Here is a 22,322-nt window from a genome sequence, read left to right on the forward strand (position 1 = left end):
ACCGATCCCCTGTAGCTCAATTGGCAGAGCATTCGACTGTTAATCGAAGGGTTGCTGGTTCGAGTCCAGCCGGGGGAGCGGACAGGCCCGGATCTTCCAAGATCCGGGCCTTTTTGCGTCTTGGTGCAGGGTCGTTCGCTGCCAGCTGTCTTGTAGAGCTGTGCCTTCAGGCCCTAGACACCACGTGTTAGCCCCCTCGTTGCCCTTTCGAAGCCGTCTGTGACCCTCTGGAAGCCATTGACATCGACTTAACTCTGTTATAGAACTATCTCGACTCGCGAACCTTCGCGAGGGGTGACCCAGCATGCAAGGAGGCGCATGGGAATGACCAGACCAGCTACAGATCCACGAGGGCGACCAAAGCGACGGCGGGCGACCGTCGCCGTCGTGGCAGCGCTGGCGCTCGGGGCCACCGCGTTGAGCGCTTGCTCGCCGGGTGAGACCGACGCCAACGTCACGACGCTCAACTTCTTCCAGTTCAAGGGAGAGGCTCTCGCCGACTTCGAACTGATCATCGACGAGTTCGAGGACGAGAACCCGAACATCAAGGTGATCCAGAACCAGCAGCCCGACGCCGACACCTCCATCCGCACTCTGCTGGTGAAGCGCCGCACCCCCGACGTGATCACCTTGAATGCCGGCGGCAAGCTGCCGGAACTGCTGCAAGCGGGCGTCTTCTACGACTTCTCGAAGGATCCGATCCTCGACACGATCAACCCGGCCGTGCAGGAGATCATCGCCGACCTGGGCAATCGTGAGGGCGAGGTGAATGCGCTCGGCTACATCAACAACGCCAACGGCATCATCTACAACCGGCAGATCTTCAAGGAGCAGGGGCTCGAGGTTCCCGAAACCTGGGATGAGCTGATCGAGGTCTGCGAGAAGCTCAAGGCCGCCGGCATCACGCCGTTCTACGGCACCCTGGGCGATTCCTGGACGGTGCTGCCATCCTTCAACGGCATGGGGGCCTATGCCGCTCAGGACGGGTTCTTCGATCAGATGCGGGAGATCGGCGCCGACGTCGGTCCGGACTCGGCGGTGTCCTTCTCGAAGAACTTCGCGACGGTCGCCGAGCAGCAGGCGAAACTGTATTCCTACGCCCAGGATGGCTATCGCGGGCGCACCTATGACGACGGCAATGGCGCGTTCGCCCGTGGCGAGGTCGCCATGTACATGCAGGGCGTGTGGGCGATGAACCCGATCAAGCAGGCCAACCCTGACATCGACGCGGGCATCTTCCCTTACCCGGTCACCGACAACCCCGACGATCGCGTGCTGGTGACCGGCGTCGACGTCGCCGTCATGATCGGGCGCGACACGCCCCACATGGAGGAGGCGCAGAAGTTCGTCGAGTTCATGTTCCGTCCCGAGATCATCGAGCGCCTGGCGCAGTCGCAGAACATGATCCCCTCGGTCGAAGGCGCGGCATGGAGCGACGATCCCGCCCTCCAGTCGGTCAAGCCCTACTTCGACGCCGGTCGTATCGCCGGCTTCATCGACCACCAGGTTCCAGGGAGCATCCCGCTCGACGCGCTCGTCTCTCGCGGACTGATGGAAAACGATCCCCAAGCCACGCTCCAGCGGCTTGACAGCGAGTGGGCGAAGGTCTCCGCCCGGACGATCAAGTAGAAAGGCGGGCTCGAATGTCTTCAACAGTGACACCTGCGACGGGCAAACCGCGCTCCGGCATGAGGCTCGGCACCTACTACTGGGTGGTCGCGCCGATGGTGATTCTCTTCGCCTTCTTCCACACCTTCCCGGTGTTGACCGGCATGTTCTACAGCTTCACCAACTACGCGGGATTCGGCGACTGGAAATTCGTCGGCTTCTCGAACTACCTCAACCTCTTCCGCGACGATCGTGTGCTGGGTGCCTATGGGTTCTCGTTCCTGTTCGCGATCGCGGCGACGATTCTGACCAACGCGCTTTCGCTGGTCATCGCGCTGGCGCTGAACGGCAAGATCTGGTTCCGCAACTTCTTCCGCGGCGTGTTCTTCATTCCCTATGTGCTGGCCATGCTGGTCATCGGCTACGTGTTCAAGTTCATCTTCAGCACGTCGTTGCCCAACCTGCTCTCCGGCATTCCCTTGTTCGCCGACAACATCCTCACCAACCCGACGTGGGCGTGGACGGCGATCGTGGTGCTGAACGTCTGGCAGTCCTGCGCCTTCGCGATCATCCTCTACCTGGCCGGCCTTCAGACCATCCCCGAGGAGCTCTACGAAGCCGCCTCGCTCGACGGTGCGTCGCCGTGGCAGCAGTTCCGCTCGATCACCTTCCCGATGATCTGGGCCTACTTCACGATCAACATGGTGCTGAGCGTCAAGGGCTTCCTGCAGGTGTTCGATCCGATCGTGGCGTTGACCAACGGCGGCCCAGGTACGGCCACGGAGTCGGTGACCATGCTCATCCAGCGCGGCGGTCTGACCGGCGGCGAGTTCGCGTACCAGACGGCCAATGCCGTCGTCTTCTTCATCATCATCACCATCGTGTCCCTGATCCAGTTCAAGGGTCTGGGTACGGGGGAGGCCGACTAATGAGTACAGCAGCACACATCACCCCGGCGGCTGCCGGTGCCCTTCCGGACGGCGGCGAGAAGCGCCGTCGGCGCCTCGGCCAGGAGCGCATCAACTGGTGGGCCACCGCCTTCATCGCCGTGGCCTCGCTCACGGTGCTCGTCCCGCTCTACCTGGGGGTGGTCGTCGCTCTCAAGACGCCCGAGCAGCTGCTCAACTCCAGTGGCTTCGAGTGGCCGACGGAGGTGCGCCTGGAGAACTTCTCCGACGCGTGGACCGCAGCCCAGTTCCCAACGGCCGTGGCGAACACCGGTCTCATCACGGTGCTGACCCTGCTGTTCACGATCTTCACGAGCTCGATCGTGTCGTGGGCCATCGCGCGCAACATGGACAAGCTGTTCTTCAAGGCGGCGTTCTTCTACTTCCTGTCGGCGATGTTCATTCCCTTCCCGATCATCATGCTGCCGCTCGTGCAGCAGACGGCTCTGCTGGGGCTGGACAACAAATGGGGAATGATCATCCTCTACACGGTGTTCGGCATTTCGACCAACGTGTTCATCTACACCGCCTATGTGCGCTCGATCCCGATCGAGCTGGAAGAAGCGGCGCGAATGGACGGCGCATCCACCTGGGGCGTGTTCTGGAAGGTCATCTTCCCGTTGCTGTCGCCGATGAATGCCACGGTGGGAATCCTGACCTGCGTGTGGGCCTGGAACGACTACATCATGCCCTTGGTGGTGCTCACCAACCCGGCCGACCGGACGCTGGTGTTGTCCCAGTCCATCTTCCAGGGACAGTTCAACATCGATCACACGGTGTCGTTCGCGTCCTATCTGATGGCGATGGCGCCGCTGCTGCTGGTCTACATCTTCGCTCAGCGCTGGGTGATCTCCGGCGTCACTCGAGGCTCGATCAAGTGATTCGTCGGTAGCTCCGCGAAAGGGGAGGGGCGCGACCGTTTCGGCGGTCGCGCCCCTCTTTCTGCAACGAAAATCTGCTAGCGCAGCACGTGCCGGATCGCGAGCGCTGCGCCGCCTCGCGCCCAGTCCAGGAAGTCCAGGCCGGCGCCGAGCACCAACTCGGGAAGCTGGTCGCCTTCGTAGGTGTGACGACGGATGCCACGCCGGATCGCCGCCTCGCGGGCGAGGAACGGGGGGACGCCCTCGCCCGCGATCAATACCCGCTCCGGGCCGTAGGCGATCATCGCGAGTGCGACCAGCTCGCCCAGTCCGTCGGCGGCCGCGTCGAGGACGTCTGCGATCGCCGGATCGTCGCTCAACAGGTCGTCGACGTCCAGTGGCCGGCCCGCGGCGGCCGATGCCTGTGCGAGCAGCGGCGTGGTGGACAGCAGCTCGCCGACGTTGCGGCCGTCGCTCAGCCAGGCGCGACCCAGCAAAGCGGCGAACCCCAGGTGTCCGCTGAGGGTGGTGTCGTCGACGACCGCGCCCGAGCCCACGCCCGAGCCGACGGTCAGGACGACGAAGTTGTGGGTGCCTCGCCCTTGGCCGAACCAGTGCTCGGCCAAGGTCAGGGCGTAGACGTCGTTGGCCGCCGTGCATGGCAGCCCAGTGGCATCCTGTAGCGCAGAGACGACGTTGCCGCCGTCCCAGCCGAGGTATCCCGCGGCGCGCGTGTTGCCCACCTGGTCCACGGTGGCGGGGAGGGAGACGCCGATCGCCTCGGGGCCGTCCGTGGAGAAGCGCTCCGCCAGAAGGCGCGCGATCGCGTCGGCCGAGGTCTCTGCCGAACTTGTGTCTGCCGCGATCTCCGCCGTGTCGTGCACGATGCCGCCGAGCCCGATGAGGCTGGCGTAGATCCGCCCGGAGACGACCTTGATTCCCAGCACACGAGCGGCGTCGTCGACGACCTCGAGGGGGAGCGTCGGGCGTCCGATGCGTGCAGGCTGGGCGGGCCCCTCCGCGAGGATTCCGGAGGCGACGAGCGGCCCGGTGATCCGGGTCAATGAGCCGGAGCTCAAGCCGGTGCGCTGGACCAACTCCGCACGCGAGATCGGGCCGTATCGCAGCACCAACTCGATCACGCGGCGCGACGTCGGGTCCAATCGGGAGAGATTCACCCCCTGATTATGTCAGCCGGGGCTCAGTTCTGAGCGACGGGCGGTTCTGGGTAAATTCGACTCGATATTTAACTTTGCAACAAAGAAAAGTGCGTTAGGCTGTCTTTCACATCCTCTTCATCCACACTCCGACAAGACCCAAGGAGTATCCGTTGTCGTCTTCGCATATTGATTCCGGCGCCCGCGCGGCGGAGGCCTTCTCGACACGAATGCTCTGGCTTCGTGCCGGGGGTACCGCTGTCCTGCTGCGATGCGATGCCAGATCGCTGCCGGAGGTGCTCTATTGGGGTGCCGATCTGGGCCCGCTCACAGCGGATGTGCTCGACGCATGGTCGGCGGCGGGCGTCGGCGTCGTGTCCGGGTGTGCTGACATCGCACCCAGGCTCTCGCTGGTGCCGTCGCAGGCTGAGGGATGGCTCGGCACGCCCGGATTGGTGGGTTCGCGCGGGGGCTTCGGTCAGTTCTCCGCGTTTCGCCCGGTCGAGGTGCGCGTGGTCGCCGAGGAGGGGACAGACGGCGCGCCGACGGAGGTGCGGATCCTCTCTCATGATGACGAGGCCGACCTCGACCTGGTGCTCGAGGTGCAGCTCGTCCCCTCCGGTTTGCTGCGCACCCGAGCCACCCTGATCAACCGCGGCGACGACGGATACGCCGTCGACTCGCTCCTGCTCGCGCTACCGGTGCCTGCGTCGGAGACCCAGGTGATCGACCAGTCGGGCCACCACCTGAGGGAGCGCGAGACCTCGTTCCACGAGTTCACCATCGGCACGCACGAGCGCAACAGCAGGGTGGCCCGCGCGCATGCCGGCTCGACGATCCACGGCACCTGCGCGCCTGGCGCCGGCTGGAACAGCGGACGCACGCACTACGTGCACGTCGCATGGTCGGGCAACACGCGCTCGATAGCCGAGCGCAACGTGCTCGGCCAGCAGGGCCTGCTCGGCGGCGAACTGCTGCTTCCCGGCGAGGTGGTGCTCGCCAGCGGCGAGTCCTACTCCTCGCCGTGGCTGGTGGCGACGTGGGGCGAGGGCTTCGACGAGGCCGCGGCCCGCATCCATGAGTTCCTGAGGGCCCGCCCCGGGCACCCTCGCTCGACGAGGCCCGTCACCTTCAACGCGTGGGAGGCCGTCTACTTCGATCACTCGCTGCCGACGCTGCTCGCCCTGGTAGACGTGGCGGCCGACGCCGGCGCCGAGCGCTTCGTTCTCGACGACGGCTGGTACGGATCGCGTCGCAACGATCACTCCGGCCTCGGCGACTGGGTGGTCTCCGCCGACGCCTGGCCAGACGGCCTAGGCCCCCTCGTCGAGGCGGTGCATGCGCGTGGCATGGAGTTCGGACTGTGGTTCGAGCCCGAGATGATCAGCCTCGACTCCGACGCGGCCCGGGCTCATCCGGAATGGGTGCTCTCGCCGCGCACGCACCTGCCGCAGAAGGCGCGAGGCCAGTACGTCCTCGACCTCACCAACCCCGAGGCGTTCGCGCACGTGCTCGGCCAGATCCGGGCGGTCCTCGCCGAGGTGCGCGTCGACTTCATCAAGTGGGACTTCAACCGGGACCTCTACGAGGCCGTCTCGCCCCTCACCGGTCGTCCGGCTTATCACACCCAGACGCTGGCCACCTACCGCCTGATGGACACGCTGATCCAGGAGCATCCAGGCCTCGAGATCGAGTCCTGCGCCGGCGGCGGCGGACGGATCGACCTCGGCGTGATGGAGCGGGCGGTCCGGGTATGGGCCTCCGACTGCATCGATCCTCTGGAACGCCAGCAGATCGAGGCGGGCACGTCCTTGCTGTTGCCTCCCGAGCTGGTCGGCTCACACGTCTCGTCGACCGTCTCGCACACCACCGGGCGGACGCTCAACCTGACCACCCGGGCGTCCACCGCGATGTTCTCCCACATGGGCGTCGAATGGAACCTGCTCGACGCCACCCCGGAGGAACGGCGCGACTTGGCCGCCTGGATCGCGCTGCACAAGCAGTTCCGGCCGCTGTTTCACACCGGCCGTGTGGTGCACGTCGACCATCCCGACAAGGCCTGGAGTGTGCACGGTGTGGTCTCCCAGAACAAGGACGAGGCCATCTTCAGCCTGATGCGCCTCACCACGTCGCCGGTGCGCCCCACCTACGAGATCAGGCTTCCCGGTCTCGCGGCCGACGCCACCTATCGGCTGTCGGAGCTGCTTCCCGACGGCGTCGCGACTCCGGTGCCGTACGAGCCGCACGCGCCCCAGTCGTGGGCCTGGTGGGCCGAGGGGGCCACCCTGCCGGGGCGGATCTTGAGCGACGTCGGCCTCCGTTTCCCCGATATCGAACCGGAACACGCCCTTCTCGTCCACCTCACTCGGGTCTGACCCGGCCTCGGTCTCGACGGACGATGCCATGGCGCGCTCGGTGCGAGTGGACATCGTTGCGTAGCCGCATGCTGCCTCGTCGAGCCAGCATCGAGGCGGTGCTGGGCTTCGCGTGGGACGCCGGTGAGTTCCGCGCCGACCACCTCATCGCCGCGCTGGGCTTCACTCGCGCTACGGTGCTCTCGGCCCTGGACGAGATGATCGACCTCGGTCTGATCCGGGAGCTCATCGACGTCACTCCGGAAGGAGGCCCGAGGCTGGGCCGGCGGCCTCGGCACTTCGAATTGCGCGGCGACGCGGGCGTGATCGTCGGGATGGACCTGGGTGCCGGGCACGTCGCTGCGGTTGCGGCCGATCTCACAGGAACTGTTGTGGTGAGGCGACGTGTCGTCGTCTCTCCATCGCCTGTCCCGGACCAGTTGAACCGGACCCTCGAACGCGTGATCCATGATCTGTGTGTCCAGATCGACAGATCGATCGACGACGTGCTCGCGGTGACGATCGCCGCACCCGGCCACCTCGATACGGACGCCGCGTGCAACCTTGCCTTCGGTCCCCGTTTCCCGGTGCTGCGCGTCGAGCGAGGTGCGACGCTGGCGGCCGTCGCCGAGTTCACTCTGGGGGCCGCGCGCAGATGCGAGAACTTCGCGGCGGTGCTCTGGGGTGAGGAACTCGGTTCAGCGGTCTTCTTCGACGGTCGTCCGGCCAGGGGTGCGCATGGCCCAGCCGGAGACGTGCGCGAGGCCGACTTCGCGGAGGTGTGCCGGCTTCTCGCGAGCTTCTACGATCCGGAGCTCATCGTCGTCTCCGGTGCGCCTGCCCGGGCGATCGACGTGGTGATCGAGAAGGCTCGCGACAGCCTCGCTGCGGCGGGTGAGTGGCCGCCTCCGCCGATCGTCCTCTCCGCCCTGGGAGAGGACGCCGTGCTGCTCGGCGCTGTCTGCGCTGCTCGCGAATCCCTCCGCGACGTGGTGCTGCCCCTGTTCGCCGAGCGTCACATGGCATGACGCTTCACGGATCAGCGCCTAGGAGCGCGGAAGTCGGGGATGGGGAGCCGCTGGCCGCCTGCCCGTGCTGAGTCCAGCGCGACGATACCGGGCGCGGTGAAGAGCGCCGCGCGGTGGGCGTCCACCGGAGGCTGCTCGCCGGTGACGGCGGCTCTGACGAAGTCATCGGCCAGGTAGTGGTGCGATCCCTCGTGCCCGTTGGGGGCGTCGTCGAAGCTCTTCGGAAGTCGGGTGCGGTCGTGCACCTTCGCCGTCCCGGAGACGAACGACTGGATCAAAGCCGGGTCGATGTCGCCGAGATCCTCGGGGATCTGCCCGCCGGTGGTGTAGAAGAGGTCGCTGATGTCGAGGGTCTCGCCCTTCGCGTAGTCTTCGCCGTCGGTTTTGATGCTCAACGACGCCCCGTTGCCGGTCTGCTCCATCACCGACTCCGTGCCGTAGTAGCGGAAGCGGGACTCGTGGCCGCGCCAGTAGCCCACCCGGCGGAACTCGTTGGTGCGCATCGCGCCGCCGTCGGCCAGCTCGAACAGCGCGCTCATGTTGGAGAAATTGTTGCGCCATAGCGAGACGTTCTCGTCGAAGACGCCGTCACCGCGATCGTCGACGATGCCAAGGCAGCTGACGGAGACCGCCCGCGTCGGCACGGCGCCGAGCACGCCGCCGATGGCGTGGGTGGGGTAGAGCATGGGGGGATAACTGGCGGTCGACTTCCAGTTCTCGCCGCCGGAGTACTGGTAGGCGGCGTAGAAGCCGTTGTCCATGTCGTGTACGTAGTCGCCCTCGGAGTAGAAGACGCGGCCGAGCTCGCCGGCAGCGATCTTCTGGCGAGCCCAGACGACGGCCGGGTTGTAGTAGCTGGTCTCGCCCATGGTGTAGGTGAGCCCGGTGCGCTCCACGGCGGCGATGATGTCCTCGATCTCGGTGATCGCGGTGGCCATCGGCACCGCCGAGTAGACATGCTTGCCGGCCTCCAGCGCAGCCAGTACGTAGGGAGCGTGCGTCCATCGCTGCGTCATGACGGCGATCGCGTCGACGTCGCTGGCGAGCAGGGCCTCGAAATCTGCCGCGGTGTCGGCATGCCCCAGTCTGGAGGCGAGGGCCTCGGCGCGCTCTGGGAGCAGGTCGGCGACGCGCACGTGACTCACGTTGGGATGGCGATCCCAGAGGGTCGCGAAACTACCGGAGAACTGCCCGGCCCCGAGAATCCCGATTCTGATCGTGCCGGCGTCGGGGGAAAGCGGCGCCGTCGGCTCCGGACGTAGCTCCGTCATGGTGGTCCTTTCAATGGTTGAGTTCTGTGATCTCCGCGGTGTAGCGGGGCATGCACAGGTGCGTCAGTCGTCCTCGTCGCCGAGGGCCTTGATGCCGGCCAAATCACCGAGGAAGGTGTTGGCCCATTTCTCGATGGGGTTGTTTCGGATCTGACGCTGCAGCGACCGCATCCGAGACGCCCGCTCGCGGTATGGAGCACCTACCGCGTGCATCACCATATCCTTCATGCCGTCGAGATCATAAGGGTTGACCAGATAGGCGCGGCGCAGCTCACGGGCGGCTCCCGCGAACTCGCTGAGCACCAGCGCGCCGTCGGTGCCGGGGTGGCAGGCGACGTACTCCTTGGCCACCAGGTTCATGCCGTCGGCCAGTGGTGTGACCACCATCACGTCGGCGATCCGATACATCGCGGCCATCGTCTGACGTGGGAAGCCGGCGTGCCGGTAGACGATGGCAGGGCGGCCCACGCCGCCGACGCTGGAGTTGATCCGGCCCACCAGCAGATCGATGTCGTCGCGCAGCCGGCGGTACTCGTCGACGTTCTCCCGCGACGGCGTGGCGATCTGCATGAACACCACCTCGGACGGATCCAGCTTGCCCTCCGTGAACAGCTCGCCGATGGCGCGGATGCGCTGACGCAGGCCCTTGGTGTAGTCGAGCCGGTCGACGCCCAGCAGCACCTTCTTGGGATGCCCCAGCTCCTCAAGCAGCGCCTCCGCCTCGCTGATGGCCTCCGGCGATGCGGCAAGCTCTTCGAACCCGGCGACGTCGATCGAGATGGGATAGGCCCGGGCGACGCAGCGGTGCTCGCCGACCAGAACCCGGTCGCGTTCCACCTTGTGTGCCGTGCGCTGGCGCACCAGACGAAGGAAGTTGGCCGCCTGGGTGGGCACCTGGAAGCCCACCAGGTCTGCCCCGAGCAGGCCCTCGATCAGTTGACGGCGCCAGGGGAGCTGCTGGAAAAGCTCGACGGGTGGGAACGGGATGTGCAGGAAGAACCCGATGCGAAGGTCTGGGCGCATCTCGCGCAGCAGGGTGGGCACCAACTGGAGCTGGTAGTCCTGAACCCACACCGTCGCGCCCGGCGCCGCGACGTCGGCGGTGGCTTGCGCGAAGCGACGGTTGACGTGCTGGTAGGCGTCCCACCATTCGCGGTGGAACTCCGGCTTCTCGACGGTGTCGTGGTAGAGCGGCCAGAGGGTTCCGTTGGAGAAACCCTCGTAGTACTCCTCCTGCTCTTGCGCGCTCAACGGGACGGGCACCACCTGGTAGCCGTCGTGATCGAAGGGCTTCAGCTTCTCGTCCGGCGCGCCGTGCCATCCCACCCACGCGCCGCCGAGCTTGCGCATGACTGGCTCGAGCGCCGTGACCAATCCGCCCGGCGACGTGCGCCAGGTCACCTCGCCGTCGGGGGTGACGTGACGGTCGACGGGCAGCCGGTTGGCGACCACGACAAAGCTGGCATCGGTGCTGGAGGGGTGATTCATCTGGCTTGCATCTCCTCGTCGGTTGACGCTTTCAGCCTATCGGCCGGGTCCGACAAGCCGTGGAAGACTGGGGGCATGAGCGATCAGCTGTGGCAGCGGCGTACCCCCGAAGGGCACGCCTTCATCGAGCGCGTGGCCGAGGATCCCGCCGGTACCCTGCTCGCCTTCGACTTCGACGGCACCCTGGCGCACATCGTCCCCGATCCCGAGGACTCCCGGTTGGCGCCCTCTGTTGCTGCCGCATTGGAGAGGCTGGATGGCGTCGTCGGCCGGATCGCGATCGTCACCGGACGACCGGTGGCCACCGTCGAGCGCCTCGTGCGTCCCGCCTCACAGCCCGGCCTGAGGCGCGCCATCGTGCTCGGCCAGTACGGGATCGAGCGATGGGATGTGGCCACCGACGAACGGCGCGACCCGCCGGTGCCGGAGCAGGTGGTAGTGGCCCGGGCGGAGCTGGAGCGAGCGCTGGCAGCCTGGCCGGGAGCGACGCTGGAGGACAAGGGACGCGCCGTCGCGGCGCACACCAGACGTGCCGACGACCCCGTCGGTGCCTTTGAGGGGCTGCGTGAACCTGTCGCGGAGATCGCTCGCAGGCATGGGCTGGTGGTCGAGCCCGGCAAGCTGGTGTGGGAGCTGCGCTCCACCACCGTCGACAAGGGCGACGCCCTTCGGGAACTGGTGGCCGAACTCCGGCCGACGCGGGTGCTGATGGCGGGCGACGACCTGGGCGACCTCCCGGCCTTCGAGGCCCTCGACGAGCTGCGCCGCGACGGCATCACCACCTGCGCCCTGGTCAGCGGCTCTGTGGAACAGACGGAGGTCGCCGAACGAGCGGACGTTCTCTGCGACGGCCCCGACGGCGTAGCCGCTTGGCTGGAAATGCTCGCGGCTCGGCTTCGCGCAGCCCCTTAGCCGAGAACTCGACGCCCGAAGTGAGGGGGTTGTCTAGGATCTCGCGGCGGTCGCGATCTGTTGCGCGGCTTCGGCAGGGGTGAGACGGGTGGTGTCGATCACCTCGGCCGCGTCCCGTAGCCAGCCGTCGTATGCCTCCGCGTAGGGCTCCAGGTATTTCATGCGGAACATGGAGTAGCCCATCACCTGGTCGTTCTCGATGCGGCCGCGCAAGGTGTCTTGATCGGCGTGCAGGAGGAAGTGTCGAACCGGGATGGAGTGAGCTGCGAGTCCGTCGCTGATCTCGCGCCAGTATGGTTCCACGAGTACGGTCATCGGGATCACGAGCGTGCCTCCGATGTAATCGAGAATGCGGCGAGCGGTGTCGACGACGAGCGGGCGCCACGGCGGCCAATGCTGGAAGTTGTCCGTCTTGGGGAGCCCCGGTCTGATGTCCATCAGCGTCTCGCCCACCTTCTCGGCGTCTAAGATCTGGGACTGCGGGATGAGTTCCTGGACGAGTGCGCTGGTCGTGGTCTTGCCGGCGCCGTGAGTGCCGTTGAGCCAGACGATCATGACGCGAGGATACCCGGCACACCCCGATCGGCTCGGAAATGGTCGTTACCGCTCATATACCTCTCGGCGATGGCCGGCTCTTACGACGGTGACGACCAGCTCGCCGTCGAACACGTCGTATATCACCCTGTAGTCACCAACTCGGATACGCCAGGCGCTCTGCTCCCCGACGAGCTTCTTCGCCCCAGGCGGTCGAGGGTCGTTTTGCAGGTCGTCGATCGCGTCGAGGACGCGATCGCGCGCCGGCAGTGGCAGCTTCTTCACTTGGCGGGCAGCCGCCGTGGTGAACTCGACGCGATAGTTCACGAGGTGAGGTCGGCGCGCAGCTCATCGAGTGTCACGCGAGTGCCGTCATCGTCGACCTTCGCCTGCCGGTAGGCAGCGATGTCCTGGGCCATCTCGAACTCTTCGAGTGCTTCCAGGTCGGCCACGCTCACAACCACGGCTGCGAGCTTCCCGTTGCGGGTTACGCCGATGCGCTCACCCGCATACATGGCGCGGCCGAGAACATCTGAGAGATGACTGCGCAGTTCGCGCGTCGAGACCTTGGTCGTCACAGTGTCCATGTGGCAATAGTAGCGAATAGCGTCATTGTGTACACCGCTCGCGGGTCCGGACAGCGGGTCGACGTTCAGCCCAGAAGCGATCGTTTCTGGGGTCTACCATCGGGCCATGATCACTTCAATCGCCTCAGCCGTGCTGTATGTCAGTGACCAAGACGAAGCGCTCACCTTCTACCGCGACACACTCGGCTTCGAAGTGGTGATGGATGCGGACATGGGCGAAGGTTCACGTTGGCTTGAAGTGAAGCCTACGGGGGCACAAACCTCGCTCGTGCTGGCTTCGGCTCAGGGATTCGGAAAGCAGGTGGGTGAAGGTGCCTACCTGACCTTTATGGCAGATGACGTTGACGCGACCGTCGCGGAGCTTCGCGCCCGTGGAGCAATCACCTCAGACGTGAACCGAGAGCCGTGGGGCGTCTACGCCACAGTCGATGCTCCCGACGGCCATAAGCTTCAGTTCAACGAGCGACCGCAGAACTAGGAGGCCGACAGAACGGCGTCGTCACCAGTGTCTAGCCGATGCCGTTGCGCAGGGTGAGCACGGCGTCCCACAGGCCGTCGGCTGCCTGGCGTTTGCTGCCTTCGGCGCGGCCGATCACCTCGTCCGCAGCGTCGATCAGGTACAAGGTGTTGGTGGCGGTCTCGAAGCCGGCGTTCCAGCCGACGCGGTTCACGGCCAGCAGGTCGACGCCCTTGCGGCGGCGTTTGCGGCGGCCGTAGTCCAGCAACTCGTCCTCGGTATCCGCCGTTTCTGCAGCGAAACCCACCACGATCTGGCCGGCGGGACGACGCGTGACGAGGCCGGCCAGGATGTCTGGATTCTCCACCAAGTGCAGCACCGGAGGGCCGTCGGAGGCCTCCTTGCGCAGCTTTCCGTCGGCCACCTCCGCCACGCGGTAGTCGGCCACCGCTGCGGTCATCACCACGACATCGGCACCGCCGGCCTCGGCCTCGACGATGCGCTGAAGCTCTGCCGCGCTGCCCGCCCGCTCGATGTGAACAGTGGCGCGACCGGTGACGTCGCTCAGCACCGAGGCATCGATGTTCGCTGCCACGAGAACCACGTCGGCTCCGCGATCCGCTGCGGCGGCCGCCACCGCGACGCCCTGCCGCCCGCTGGAGCGGTTGCCGAGGAAGCGCACCGGATCGATCGGCTCCCGCGTGCCGCCCGCCGAGACCACCACCTTCAGCCCCGCCAGATCGCCGGAGGAGAGTAGCCGACGTGCTTCGGCAGCGATGGCCTCGGGCTCGCTCATCCGGCCGCGCCCGCTGTCCGCTCCGGTCAGCCGACCTGTGTCCGGCCCGATGACGTGCACCCCGCGAGCGATCAGCGTCGTCATGTTGGCTTGGGTGGCTGGGTGCTGCCACATCTCGGTGTGCATCGCCGGCGCCACCAGAACCGGAGCCTTGGTGGCGAGCAGGGTGGTGCCCAGCAGATTGTCGGCCAGGCCCGTCGCCATTTTGGCCAGGGTATTGGCCGTGGCGGGGGCGACGATCACCAAGTCGGCCCGCTGGCCGAGCGCGACGTGGCGCACCTCTGCCACGTCGTCGTGCACCGACGCAGTCACTTTGTTCCGGCTGATCGCCTCCCAAGTGGGCAGCCCCACGAAGCGCAGCGCGTCGTCGGTGGGCACGACGTGCACGTCATGGCCGTCTTCCACCAGCAGCCTGGCCAGCGCCACCGCCTTGTACGCGGCGATGCCGCCGCTCACTCCGAGCACGATCATCATTCGTCCATCCTTGCATCCGGGTGGCGCCCCTGCCAGACTCGCGGAAGTTGTCAGCGAAGGGCGGGAAGTATGTGCACGGTGGTGGTCGAGGTGCCTGATCGCCCGGACGATCCGACGCGGGTGCTGGCCGTGCGCGACGAAGATCCGCTGCGCGCCTGGGATCCCCCGGGCGAGTGGTGGGAGGCCCACCCCGGAGTGATCGGCGTCCGAGACCGGCGCGCCGGCGGTGCGTGGCTGGCCGCCGATGGATCGCGCGGGGCGCTTGCGGTGCTGGTCAATCGCGCGACGCCACCCCTTGATCCGGCTGATGCGCCGGAGTCACGAGGCACCCTGCCGCTGGCCGTGATCGCCGGGGAACCCGTGCCGGAGCGACCGCGTACCGAGGGCTTCAATCTGATCGAAGTCGACGGCGGACGCTGCCGAGTGACGAGCTGGGACGGAAGCGAGCTGAGCACGCAGCAGCTTCGGCCCGGAGTGCACATGATCGCTCATGACGATGTCGATGATCCCCGCACCGCGCGTATCCGTCGCTGGCTGCCCGAGTTCGCCGCCCTCGCTGGCCTGCCGAACGATGATTGGCGGGAGGCATGGCTCGGTCTGCTGCGCTCCACAACAGCCGTCGGTCCGTTGGATGACCAAGCCATCATCCGAGACAACCACCCCTACGGCATCCCCACCATGTCGCTGCTGATCTGCACCGCCGAGGTGCGGGAGGGCGCTGTGGATCTCGACTCCATCGTGCTGCCGACTCCAGGGGTCTGGGCCGGCTGACTCTCCCCGCTTTACGCTCTTCGAGGTGCGAGGCCGCTCGCGGCCGAGCCTCGAGGAGAGCGTGGGGCAGGCCCTAGATGTGTACGAACTCGACGCCGTCGGCCAGCAGGTCGTCGATGGCAGTCCGGAAGCCTTCGGCGGTGTCGCCGTCGGGGCGGTTGAAGTGGGCGATCACGATGCCGCCGGGCTCGACGGCGGCCACCTCTGAGCGCACCGTCGCGGCGGGGTAGGTGGCGCCGGCGTCTCCATTGGTGCTGAAACCGACGGGCACCTCGCCGAGCGCGAGGGCGATCGCGACGCCCACGTCGTCGTAGTGCGCCGTGCCGGAACGGAAGAACCGCGGAGGGATGCCGGTCAAGGAGGTCAGCCGCTCGTGACAGCCCCACACCTCGTCGACGGCCTCCTGGGCATTGGCCGAGCCGGCTATGCCGTAGGCCTCGCGTCCGGTCACCGAGAGCGGCACGTGCCGGGTGCCATGGTTGCCCAGCTCGAACAGCGGCTCGGCGATCAGCTTCTCTATGAACCTGGGGTTGGCGTCGATCCAGCGCAGGTTCACGAACAGCGTGGTTGGCACTCTCGCGTCGATCAAGTAGTCGAGGAGTTCGTCGTCGACGCCGGAACCATGCTTCCCACCGCACGCGTCGAAGGTCAGCGCCACCCGGGGGCGGCCGTCGGAGGTCAGCGGCTCGTCGAGGCGCGAGACGATGCCGGGCAGGTCCATGCCCCAGTCGGTGGGCGTCGCGTCGGCGAACCGGGCCGCGACCTCGGCCGGATCAGGCCCTGCCGGCGTCGGGGTGGCAGAGGGCGAGGCGACGGCCGTGGCGCTCGGCGAGGCAGAGGGGGAAGGGGTAGGAGAGGGTGAGGGGGTGGCCGTCGGGCTGGGCTCCCCGTCCGGTCCGGGGGCGCAAGCCAACACCGTGAGACCCGCGCCACCGGCGGATGCCAGCAGCAGCCGCCGGCTCAGTGGCGTCGATGTCGGACTCGTCATGGGGCTCCTCTCAGAACAGCGCGTCGATCAGCAGGATCGACGCGGAGACCGTCGACAGCGTGAGCATTCCGATCCGGAAGCCCTTCGGCGTCAGGTGGTTGCGCGCTCTCCGCGACGCGGCCATCCCGAGCAGGGTGGCCGGCATCATCAGTACGCCGATGACCAACGCGTAGCCCTGCACGACGCCACCCATCGCGAGCCCTCCGAGCGAGACGGCCGTGCCCACAAGGAAGGTGGCAGCGAGGGTGGCGCGCACGGCGGCGGGCGTCATGTCGGCCATCACGATCGCGATCGGCGGCCCTCCGATGCCGGCGGCGGTTCCCGAGACGCCGGAGATGGCTCCGGCTCCGGTCAGGGTGACGGGAGTGAGCGGCACCCGGATGCGCACGACGCTGAGGAACACCATCATCAGCACCAAGGCGGCGATGACGGCCTTCAGGCCGTTCAGCGGCAGCACGGCGACGAGCCAGACGCCCAGGGCCGTGGTCGGCGTCTGTCCGAGCAGAACCCAGCCGAGCGCCTTCTTGTCCAGGTGCTGGCGCTCCTGCAGCAGGGTCATCACGGGAAGACCGGCGCCGGCCAGCAGGGTGGCGACGGGCACCAGCGACGGGTCGACCAGCGCCAGGATGGGGACGGCCAACACACCCATTCCGAACCCGATTACGCCTTGCACGAAGCCTCCGGCGAATCCCAGGACGATCGCCAGCGCCACGAGCCACACATTGATGCCCACGGTCGTCTCGACTGCCCTTCGCTAGAGACGCCGGTTCGGCGTCGGGTCGCCGGGGCCCGAGGCGTCGCCGGACGGGTCGGTCATGGTCGGCGTGCCGAGCCGGGTGGGCGGCTCGTCGCCGGGTGACGGCGATCCACCGGACTCGGAGGGCTCGCCCGAATCCGGATCAGCAGACGTCGGCTCTCCGGAGGAAGGCTGACCGGATGTCGGCTCGCCCGACTGCGGCGGTCCGGACGTCGGCTCACCCGACCCCTCGCCGCTGGCCTGCGTCGGCACGGGCGGGGGAGGGCTGACCAATGGGGCGTTCTGGAAGACGAGGATCGCCAGGAGCAGCCCCAACGCGGCGAGCAGGATCATCAGCAGCCACGACACCAGGATGCTCACCCAGCCGGCGCGGTCCCGCCGTCCGGGCCACGCGAGGGCCCAGGTACGCGAGACCCCCGGGGCGGCGTCGTTGATCCAGTGCAGGCGGTAGTCGGGGCCTGCGGGCTCGCTCAGGGGCGGCGTCACCAGGAGATCGACGGCGCGGAGCACGCGGACGGCCTCGAAGACCGCCTTGACGGTGCCGTCGAAGGCCAAAGCAGCCCACGGCGCCAGGGGAGCGAGGGTCGACAGGTGCGGGTCGTCGGACTCGCTGCGGAACCGCACTCCCATCCGCCCGTCGTCCTGGCCATGACCGCCACGAGCCACCACGGTGTCGATGTGCATCGCGTTGACCTCGCCGGCGAAGCGCTCCCTCGCCGCGTGATCGGCGGCGGCGCCCTCGGAGAGCAGAACCAGCATCACCGGTTCGCCACCGTCTTCGTTAGCCCCGTAGACGACGCCCGCCGGGGTCTCCGCGAGACGCGAGGTCAGCCAGAACGCGCCTACCTTCGCCGGGTCTCCGGGATCGAGCGGGTGATGCTGGGCGAGCGGAAGAGACGACGCCTCGTCGCCCGGCACGGGCTGGCCGGCCGGGGAGGCGTCAGGAGTCTCGTCGGTCATCGCGTCCCATCACACCACATGCCCGAAGCTTCAGCACAGCGGATCGCGGCGGCACTACTGCAGCAACCCGGTATCGTGGACGCCGTTCGTCGTGATCACACCCAAGGAGCGGCCCAGGTGACCGAGCAGATCGATCGGCCTCAGAGCGTGGCAGAGGCAGCCACCCTGCTCGGCCAGGCAATCAGCCAGGTGCAGCGCGTCATCGTGGGCCAGGAGCACATGGTGCAACAACTCATGGTGGCGCTTCTCGCGAAGGGGCACTGCCTCCTCGAGGGCGTGCCCGGCGTGGCCAAGACGTTGGCCGTGCGCTCCTTCGCCACCGTCGTCGGCGGCGACTTCGCGCGCGTCCAGTTCACCCCAGACCTGGTGCCCTCCGACATCGTCGGCACCCGCATCTACTCCGCCAAGACGGAGAGCTTCGCCATCGAGCTGGGGCCGGTGTTCGCCAACTTCGTGCTGGCCGATGAGATCAACCGCGCGCCCGCCAAGGTGCAGTCGGCGATGCTCGAGCTGATGGCGGAGAAGCAGGTCTCCATCGGCGGGCGCACCTACCCGGTGCCCGATCCGTTCATCGTGATCGCGACGCAGAACCCCGTCGAGTCGGAAGGCGTCTACCCGCTGCCCGAGGCCCAGCGCGACCGCTTCCTGGTGAAGGTCGACGTGCCGTACCCGCGCGGCAACGAGGAGCTCGACATCCTGCGCCGGATGAGCGTCACGCCGCCCACCGCCGAGCAGGTGCTCAACCCCGATCTGGTGCGCCACCTCCAGCAGCTCGCCTCTGGCGTCTTCGTGCACAACCTGGTGGCCGAGTACATCGTGCGCCTGGTGCTGGCCTCCCGGACGCCGTCGGAGTTCGACATGCCCGATCTGGAGCCCGTGATCCAGATCGGCTGCTCGCCGCGCGCCACGCTCGGCCTGGTGGCCGCCTCGCGCGCGCTCGCGCTGATCAACGGCCGCGACTACGTGCTGCCCACCGACGTCCAGGCCGTGGCCAAGGACGTGATGGCGCACCGCATCGTGCTCGGCTTCGACGCGGTGGCCGACAACATCGACCCCATCGACGTGGTGGAGCGCATCGTCGCCATGGTGCCGGCGCCCACCCCCGTGTGGAACGACCAGCAGCGTCAACAGCGCCACGCCCAGCACTCGCATCAGCCCGGTCGGCTCTGATCAGGCACGTGGACGTCTCCTTCCAGCCACCCACCGGAGCGCCGATCCCGCCGGCGCCGCAGGCCGACGCGGCCATGTCGGTGCTCAAGGCGCCCTCCGGCCCGACGGTGCCGCTCAACCGGCTCGCACCGGAGGCGGCGCTGCGTCGGCTGGAGCTCACCGTGGTGCGACGGTTGGAGGGCTTCCTGCAGGGCGACCACCTGGGGCTGCTCCCCGGACCGGGCAGCGAGTCCAACGACGCGCGGGTCTATCACCCGGGGCAGGACGACGTGCGCAAGATCGACTGGGCGGTGACGGCCCGCACCGGCGAGACCCACGTGCGCGACACCGTCGCCGATCGTGAACTCGAGGTGTGGGGCCTGCTCGACGTCACCCCGTCGATGAACTGGGGCACCGAGGGCATCACCAAGCGCGATCTCGGCATCGCCGCCATCGCCACCATCGGCTTCCTCAGCCAGCGCATGGGCGACCGGTTCGGCGGCATGATGATGCGCCCCGACTCCATCCGACGCATCCCCGCCCGTTCCGGCCGCACGGCGCTGTACGGCCTGCTGCGCACCATGCTGACGGACCCGATCGTCCCCGACAACGCCACCGGCCGCTATGAGCTCGCCGACGGCATCGAGCAACTCGCCCGCTCGCAGCGCCGCCGCGGCATGCGCGTGGTCGTCTCCGACTTCCTGACCGCCGGCGACGCCGAGCTCGATCCGGAGGTTCCCCCGCCGTGGGAGCGGTCGCTCCGCCGGCTGGGGGTGCGCAACCAGGTGCTGTGCGTCGAGGTGGTCGATCGGCACGAGATGGAGCTGCCTGACGTCGGGGAGATGCTCATCCGCGACCCTGAAACCAGCTTCGCCCGCTACATCAATACCAGCGACCCCGCCGCCCGTCGACGCATGGATCAGGCGACGCAAGCTCAGCGCGACCGCATCCGCACCGCCCTGCGACGTGCCGGCGCCGGACACATCCAGCTGCGCACCGACCGCGACTGGGTGGCCGATATCGCCCGCTTCGTGCTCAACTACCGACGCACCGCCGGTATCCTGCATCAGCCGCCCCGGGGGGTGAGCAAGTGAGCTGGATACCTGAGTTCCTGAGCCCCGACCGACTCTGGTCGCTGCTGGTGCTGCCGCTGCTGATCATCGCCTATCTGATCGTGCTGCGCCTCAAGGGACGCGTCTCGATGCGCTACACCAATACCGGCGTGCTGGGCCGCGTCGTCGGATCTCAGCGTCAGTGGACGCGGCACCTGGCCGTGGCCATGTCGCTGTGCTCGCTCTTCGCGCTGGGCATGGCGTGGGCGCAGCCGCTCGGCGTCAGCAAGGAGCCGCGTGAGCGGGCCACCGTCGTGATGGTCGTCGACACCTCGCGCTCGATGGCCGCCGCCGACGTCGAGCCGGATCGGCTGACCGCAGCCAAGGCCAAGGCCAAGGAGTACATCGAATCGCTGCCACCCGGGTTCAACGTGGCACTGGTCAACCTCTCTGCCACGCCGTCGATCAAGATGCCGCCGTCCACCGACCGCGGGGCGATCGGTCGTGCGCTGGACGCGCTGGACTTCGAGGACGGCACTGCGCTCGGCAGCGCCATCGACGTGGCGCTCAAGGCCATCGCTCAGGCTCCGGTCGGGGATGACGCGGCAGAACCTGCTCCGGCGATGATCGTGATCCTCTCGGATGGCACCAATACCGACGGCCCCGATCCCTCGGACGCCGTTGACCAGGCGGTGGACGCCGAGGTGCCGATCTACACCATCGCCTACGGCACGGAGAATGGCTTCGTCGACCTGGACGGCAAACGCGAGAACGTCGCGCCCGATCCCGAGACGATGGCCGAGATCGCCGAGGCGACGGGCGGGCGGTCGGTCGAAGCCTCGTCGGCCGAGGCGCTGGACAAGGCCTACCAGGAGATCGGCTCGTCGGTGGGCTACGAGGAGGTCAAGAAGCCGGTGACGGCGCGCTACGCCTTCTTCGCCCTGGGCTTCGCGATCGTAGCTGCTCTCGGCGCGGTGATGATGGCGGCGAGGTGGCCCCGATGATGACGCAGCTCGCGCTCGAGTTCCTCCGACCGGAGCGGCTCTGGGCACTGGGGCTGGTGCCGCTGATCGGGCTGGCCTACGTGCTGGCCTCCGGTCGCGTCGCCAAACAGGCCAAGACGCTGTCCAACCGGCTGCGCGCCGTGGTGCCCAGGGATGCGGCCTGGAAGCGACACAGCGCGGTGCTGTTGGCCCTGCTTTCGCTGGCGTCGCTGGTGGTGGCCTGGGCGACGCCCAAGGCCTACGTGCTGGAGCCCCGAGATCGCGCCACCATCGTGATCGCGATGGACGTCTCGTGGTCGATGGAGGCCGACGACGTGGCCCCCACCAGGATCGCGGCGGCCAAGGACTCGGCCAAGGGCTTCCTTGCCTCGCTCCCTCCTCGGTTCAACGTCGCGCTGGTCACTTTCGCGGGCACGCCGGCGATCGCGGTTCCGCCCACGGTGGACCGAGGAGCGGTCTCCCGCGCCATCGACGCGCTCGAGCTGGCGCCGTCGACGGCGGTGGGCGAGGGCATCTATTCGTCGCTCGATGCCTTGGCCCTGGTGCCGGAGGATCCCGACGATCCCGAAGCCGTCGCCCCCGCCGCGGTGGTGCTGCTTTCCGACGGCGCCACCAACATGGGGCGCTCATCGGTGGGGGCTGCGGAAACCGCCGGTGAGTGGGGCGTGCCCGTTTATACGATCGCTTACGGCACCCAGGACGGCTACGTCGAGCAGGACGGCGTCTACCAGCGCGTGCCTGTCGACCACTACGAGATGACCGAGGTTGCCAAGGCCTCCGGTGGCAAGAAGTTCTCGGCCGAGACGGCCTCTCAGCTCGACGAGGTGTACGACGCGATCCGCCAGTCCGTCGGCTACGAGGCGGTCCCGGCCGAGATCACCGACCGCTACGCCGGCCTCGCCCTCATCTTCGCCGCCCTTGCCGCCCTCGGCGTCATCTCCCTCGCCGCCCGCTGGCCCTGACCGCGCTCCGAGGCGCGAACCCGCATCCCGGGCTCCGAGGCGCGGACCCACATCACGCTCTTTGAGGTGCGAGCGCCAGCGAGCCTGTTACGAAGATGGTCTGTTGGTGTGGGGGTTAGGCGGCTTCTTTGAGGGTGAGGGTGACGTCGTATCCGAGGGTGTTGAGGGCTTTGATCAGTCGTTGGCGTGTGCGGTTGGGGTTTTGC

The 22,322-nt window shown here is 67.6% G+C and carries 22 protein-coding genes and 1 tRNA gene; 13 read left to right on the plus strand and 10 right to left on the minus strand.

Annotated features, from left to right (window positions below):
- Window positions 1-5: 5 nt before the first annotated feature.
- The 4 genes from P0D62_RS17745 to P0D62_RS17760 all read left to right on the plus strand — a co-directional run bounded on the left by P0D62_RS17745 (window position 6) and on the right by P0D62_RS17760 (window position 3,436).
- Window positions 6-78 (plus strand) — tRNA-Asn (locus tag P0D62_RS17745).
- A 246-nt stretch (window positions 79-324) separates the two neighbouring features.
- Window positions 325-1,629, plus strand: a complete 1,305-nt coding sequence (locus P0D62_RS17750; protein ID WP_275703872.1) for an ABC transporter substrate-binding protein — start codon at window positions 325-327, stop codon at window positions 1,627-1,629.
- A gap of 14 nt (window positions 1,630-1,643) precedes the next feature.
- On the plus strand, window positions 1,644-2,537 hold the full coding sequence (locus tag P0D62_RS17755; protein ID WP_275703873.1) for a carbohydrate ABC transporter permease: 894 nt from the start codon (window positions 1,644-1,646) through the stop codon (window positions 2,535-2,537).
- On the plus strand, window positions 2,537-3,436 hold the full coding sequence (locus tag P0D62_RS17760; RefSeq protein WP_275703874.1) for a carbohydrate ABC transporter permease: 900 nt from the start codon (window positions 2,537-2,539) through the stop codon (window positions 3,434-3,436). Before P0D62_RS17755 ends, P0D62_RS17760 begins: the two co-directional genes overlap by 1 nt.
- 77 nt (window positions 3,437-3,513) lie before the next feature.
- Here the strand turns inward: P0D62_RS17760 and P0D62_RS17765 are convergent, their stop codons facing one another.
- A complete protein-coding gene (locus P0D62_RS17765) occupies window positions 3,514-4,593 on the minus strand; it encodes an ROK family transcriptional regulator (RefSeq protein ID WP_275703875.1) in 1,080 nt (359 codons plus the stop codon).
- Between the two features lie 152 nt (window positions 4,594-4,745).
- On the opposite strand from P0D62_RS17765, the gene P0D62_RS17770 reads away from it, so the two are divergent.
- Complete coding sequence (locus P0D62_RS17770) at window positions 4,746-6,947, plus strand: alpha-galactosidase (RefSeq protein ID WP_275703876.1); 2,202 nt, start codon at window positions 4,746-4,748, stop codon at window positions 6,945-6,947.
- A gap of 68 nt (window positions 6,948-7,015) precedes the next feature.
- On the plus strand, window positions 7,016-7,954 hold the full coding sequence (locus P0D62_RS17775; protein ID WP_275703877.1) for an ROK family protein: 939 nt from the start codon (window positions 7,016-7,018) through the stop codon (window positions 7,952-7,954).
- Between the two features lie 11 nt (window positions 7,955-7,965).
- Here P0D62_RS17775 and P0D62_RS17780 read toward each other — a convergent pair whose 3' ends face one another.
- Window positions 7,966-9,225: a Gfo/Idh/MocA family protein gene (locus P0D62_RS17780; RefSeq protein WP_275703878.1), complete on the minus strand. Its 1,260-nt coding sequence runs from the start codon at window positions 9,223-9,225 to the stop codon at window positions 7,966-7,968.
- 63 nt (window positions 9,226-9,288) lie between these two features.
- Window positions 9,289-10,713 (minus strand): alpha,alpha-trehalose-phosphate synthase (UDP-forming), encoded by a 1,425-nt coding sequence (locus P0D62_RS17785; RefSeq protein ID WP_275703879.1) that lies wholly within the window; start codon window positions 10,711-10,713, stop codon window positions 9,289-9,291.
- A 75-nt stretch (window positions 10,714-10,788) separates the two neighbouring features.
- Between P0D62_RS17785 and otsB the strand changes: the two genes are divergently transcribed.
- Window positions 10,789-11,625: a trehalose-phosphatase gene (gene otsB, locus P0D62_RS17790; protein WP_275703880.1), complete on the plus strand. Its 837-nt coding sequence runs from the start codon at window positions 10,789-10,791 to the stop codon at window positions 11,623-11,625.
- Between the two features lie 33 nt (window positions 11,626-11,658).
- On the opposite strand, the gene P0D62_RS17795 is transcribed toward otsB, so the two are convergent.
- The 3 genes from P0D62_RS17795 to P0D62_RS17805 are packed head-to-tail and all read right to left on the minus strand — an operon-like array spanning window position 11,659 to window position 12,746.
- Complete coding sequence (locus tag P0D62_RS17795) at window positions 11,659-12,180, minus strand: AAA family ATPase (RefSeq protein ID WP_275703881.1); 522 nt, start codon at window positions 12,178-12,180, stop codon at window positions 11,659-11,661.
- Window positions 12,181-12,225: 45 nt separating this feature from the next.
- On the minus strand, window positions 12,226-12,486 hold the full coding sequence (locus P0D62_RS17800) for a type II toxin-antitoxin system RelE family toxin (protein ID WP_275703882.1): 261 nt from the start codon (window positions 12,484-12,486) through the stop codon (window positions 12,226-12,228).
- Window positions 12,483-12,746 (minus strand): type II toxin-antitoxin system Phd/YefM family antitoxin, encoded by a 264-nt coding sequence (locus P0D62_RS17805; protein WP_275703883.1) that lies wholly within the window; start codon window positions 12,744-12,746, stop codon window positions 12,483-12,485. The genes P0D62_RS17800 and P0D62_RS17805 overlap by 4 nt, the downstream gene beginning before the upstream one ends.
- 106 nt (window positions 12,747-12,852) lie before the next feature.
- On the opposite strand from P0D62_RS17805, the gene P0D62_RS17810 reads away from it, so the two are divergent.
- Window positions 12,853-13,224: a VOC family protein gene (locus tag P0D62_RS17810; RefSeq protein WP_275703884.1), complete on the plus strand. Its 372-nt coding sequence runs from the start codon at window positions 12,853-12,855 to the stop codon at window positions 13,222-13,224.
- Between the two features lie 31 nt (window positions 13,225-13,255).
- Here P0D62_RS17810 and coaBC read toward each other — a convergent pair whose 3' ends face one another.
- Window positions 13,256-14,473 (minus strand): bifunctional phosphopantothenoylcysteine decarboxylase/phosphopantothenate--cysteine ligase CoaBC, encoded by a 1,218-nt coding sequence (gene coaBC / locus P0D62_RS17815; RefSeq protein WP_275703885.1) that lies wholly within the window; start codon window positions 14,471-14,473, stop codon window positions 13,256-13,258.
- A gap of 69 nt (window positions 14,474-14,542) precedes the next feature.
- Between coaBC and P0D62_RS17820 the strand changes: the two genes are divergently transcribed.
- Complete coding sequence (locus P0D62_RS17820) at window positions 14,543-15,244, plus strand: NRDE family protein (RefSeq protein ID WP_275703886.1); 702 nt, start codon at window positions 14,543-14,545, stop codon at window positions 15,242-15,244.
- A gap of 73 nt (window positions 15,245-15,317) precedes the next feature.
- Here the strand turns inward: P0D62_RS17820 and P0D62_RS17825 are convergent, their stop codons facing one another.
- The 3 genes from P0D62_RS17825 to P0D62_RS17835 are packed head-to-tail and all read right to left on the minus strand — an operon-like array spanning window position 15,318 to window position 17,949.
- Window positions 15,318-16,232 carry a polysaccharide deacetylase family protein gene (locus P0D62_RS17825; protein WP_275703887.1) on the minus strand — a complete coding sequence of 305 codons (915 nt, stop codon included), beginning with the start codon at window positions 16,230-16,232 and terminating at the stop codon, window positions 15,318-15,320.
- Window positions 16,233-16,242: 10 nt separating this feature from the next.
- Complete coding sequence (locus P0D62_RS17830; RefSeq protein ID WP_275703888.1) at window positions 16,243-16,965, minus strand: sulfite exporter TauE/SafE family protein; 723 nt, start codon at window positions 16,963-16,965, stop codon at window positions 16,243-16,245.
- A gap of 21 nt (window positions 16,966-16,986) precedes the next feature.
- Window positions 16,987-17,949, minus strand: coding sequence for a hypothetical protein (locus tag P0D62_RS17835; RefSeq protein ID WP_275703889.1), 963 nt, complete (start codon window positions 17,947-17,949; stop codon window positions 16,987-16,989).
- An 18-nt stretch (window positions 17,950-17,967) separates the two neighbouring features.
- Here P0D62_RS17835 and P0D62_RS17840 point away from each other — a divergent pair, with 18 nt between their 5' ends.
- The 4 genes from P0D62_RS17840 (at window position 17,968) to P0D62_RS17855 (ending at window position 22,116) form a co-directional block, all read left to right on the plus strand.
- Entirely contained in the window at window positions 17,968-19,119 is a 1,152-nt protein-coding gene (locus P0D62_RS17840; RefSeq protein WP_275703890.1) for an AAA family ATPase, read from the plus strand.
- A gap of 74 nt (window positions 19,120-19,193) precedes the next feature.
- A complete protein-coding gene (locus tag P0D62_RS17845) occupies window positions 19,194-20,192 on the plus strand; it encodes a DUF58 domain-containing protein (RefSeq protein ID WP_275703894.1) in 999 nt (332 codons plus the stop codon).
- Window positions 20,189-21,154: a VWA domain-containing protein gene (locus P0D62_RS17850; protein ID WP_275703891.1), complete on the plus strand. Its 966-nt coding sequence runs from the start codon at window positions 20,189-20,191 to the stop codon at window positions 21,152-21,154. The genes P0D62_RS17845 and P0D62_RS17850 overlap by 4 nt, the downstream gene beginning before the upstream one ends.
- Window positions 21,151-22,116, plus strand: a complete 966-nt coding sequence (locus tag P0D62_RS17855; RefSeq protein WP_275703892.1) for a VWA domain-containing protein — start codon at window positions 21,151-21,153, stop codon at window positions 22,114-22,116. The genes P0D62_RS17850 and P0D62_RS17855 overlap by 4 nt, the downstream gene beginning before the upstream one ends.
- Window positions 22,117-22,322 lie beyond the last annotated feature (206 nt).

It is taken from the genome of Tessaracoccus caeni, assembly GCF_029211185.1.
In the GTDB taxonomy this organism is placed as follows: Bacteria; Actinomycetota; Actinomycetes; order Propionibacteriales; family Propionibacteriaceae; genus Arachnia; species Arachnia caeni.

Bases quoted from the DNA above. Each gene is read 5' to 3' on its own strand.
- otsB (WP_275703880.1), top strand. From the start codon at position 10,789: ATGAGCGATCAGCTGTGGCAGCGGCGTACCCCCGAAGGGCACGCCTTC.
- P0D62_RS17835 (WP_275703889.1), bottom strand. From the start codon at position 17,949: ATGACCGACGAGACTCCTGACGCCTCCCCGGCCGGCCAGCCCGTGCCG.
- P0D62_RS17755 (WP_275703873.1), top strand. From the start codon at position 1,644: ATGTCTTCAACAGTGACACCTGCGACGGGCAAACCGCGCTCCGGCATG.
- coaBC (WP_275703885.1), bottom strand. From the start codon at position 14,473: ATGATGATCGTGCTCGGAGTGAGCGGCGGCATCGCCGCGTACAAGGCG.
- P0D62_RS17785 (WP_275703879.1), bottom strand. From the start codon at position 10,713: ATGAATCACCCCTCCAGCACCGATGCCAGCTTTGTCGTGGTCGCCAAC.
- P0D62_RS17840 (WP_275703890.1), top strand. From the start codon at position 17,968: ATGCCCGAAGCTTCAGCACAGCGGATCGCGGCGGCACTACTGCAGCAA.
- P0D62_RS17780 (WP_275703878.1), bottom strand. From the start codon at position 9,225: ATGACGGAGCTACGTCCGGAGCCGACGGCGCCGCTTTCCCCCGACGCC.
- P0D62_RS17775 (WP_275703877.1), top strand. From the start codon at position 7,016: ATGCTGCCTCGTCGAGCCAGCATCGAGGCGGTGCTGGGCTTCGCGTGG.
- P0D62_RS17845 (WP_275703894.1), top strand. From the start codon at position 19,194: ATGTCGGTGCTCAAGGCGCCCTCCGGCCCGACGGTGCCGCTCAACCGG.
- P0D62_RS17810 (WP_275703884.1), top strand. From the start codon at position 12,853: ATGATCACTTCAATCGCCTCAGCCGTGCTGTATGTCAGTGACCAAGAC.
- P0D62_RS17805 (WP_275703883.1), bottom strand. From the start codon at position 12,746: ATGGACACTGTGACGACCAAGGTCTCGACGCGCGAACTGCGCAGTCAT.
- P0D62_RS17825 (WP_275703887.1), bottom strand. From the start codon at position 16,232: ATGACGAGTCCGACATCGACGCCACTGAGCCGGCGGCTGCTGCTGGCA.
- P0D62_RS17855 (WP_275703892.1), top strand. From the start codon at position 21,151: ATGATGACGCAGCTCGCGCTCGAGTTCCTCCGACCGGAGCGGCTCTGG.
- P0D62_RS17760 (WP_275703874.1), top strand. From the start codon at position 2,537: ATGAGTACAGCAGCACACATCACCCCGGCGGCTGCCGGTGCCCTTCCG.
- P0D62_RS17820 (WP_275703886.1), top strand. From the start codon at position 14,543: ATGTGCACGGTGGTGGTCGAGGTGCCTGATCGCCCGGACGATCCGACG.
- P0D62_RS17750 (WP_275703872.1), top strand. From the start codon at position 325: ATGACCAGACCAGCTACAGATCCACGAGGGCGACCAAAGCGACGGCGG.
- P0D62_RS17795 (WP_275703881.1), bottom strand. From the start codon at position 12,180: ATGATCGTCTGGCTCAACGGCACTCACGGCGCCGGCAAGACCACGACC.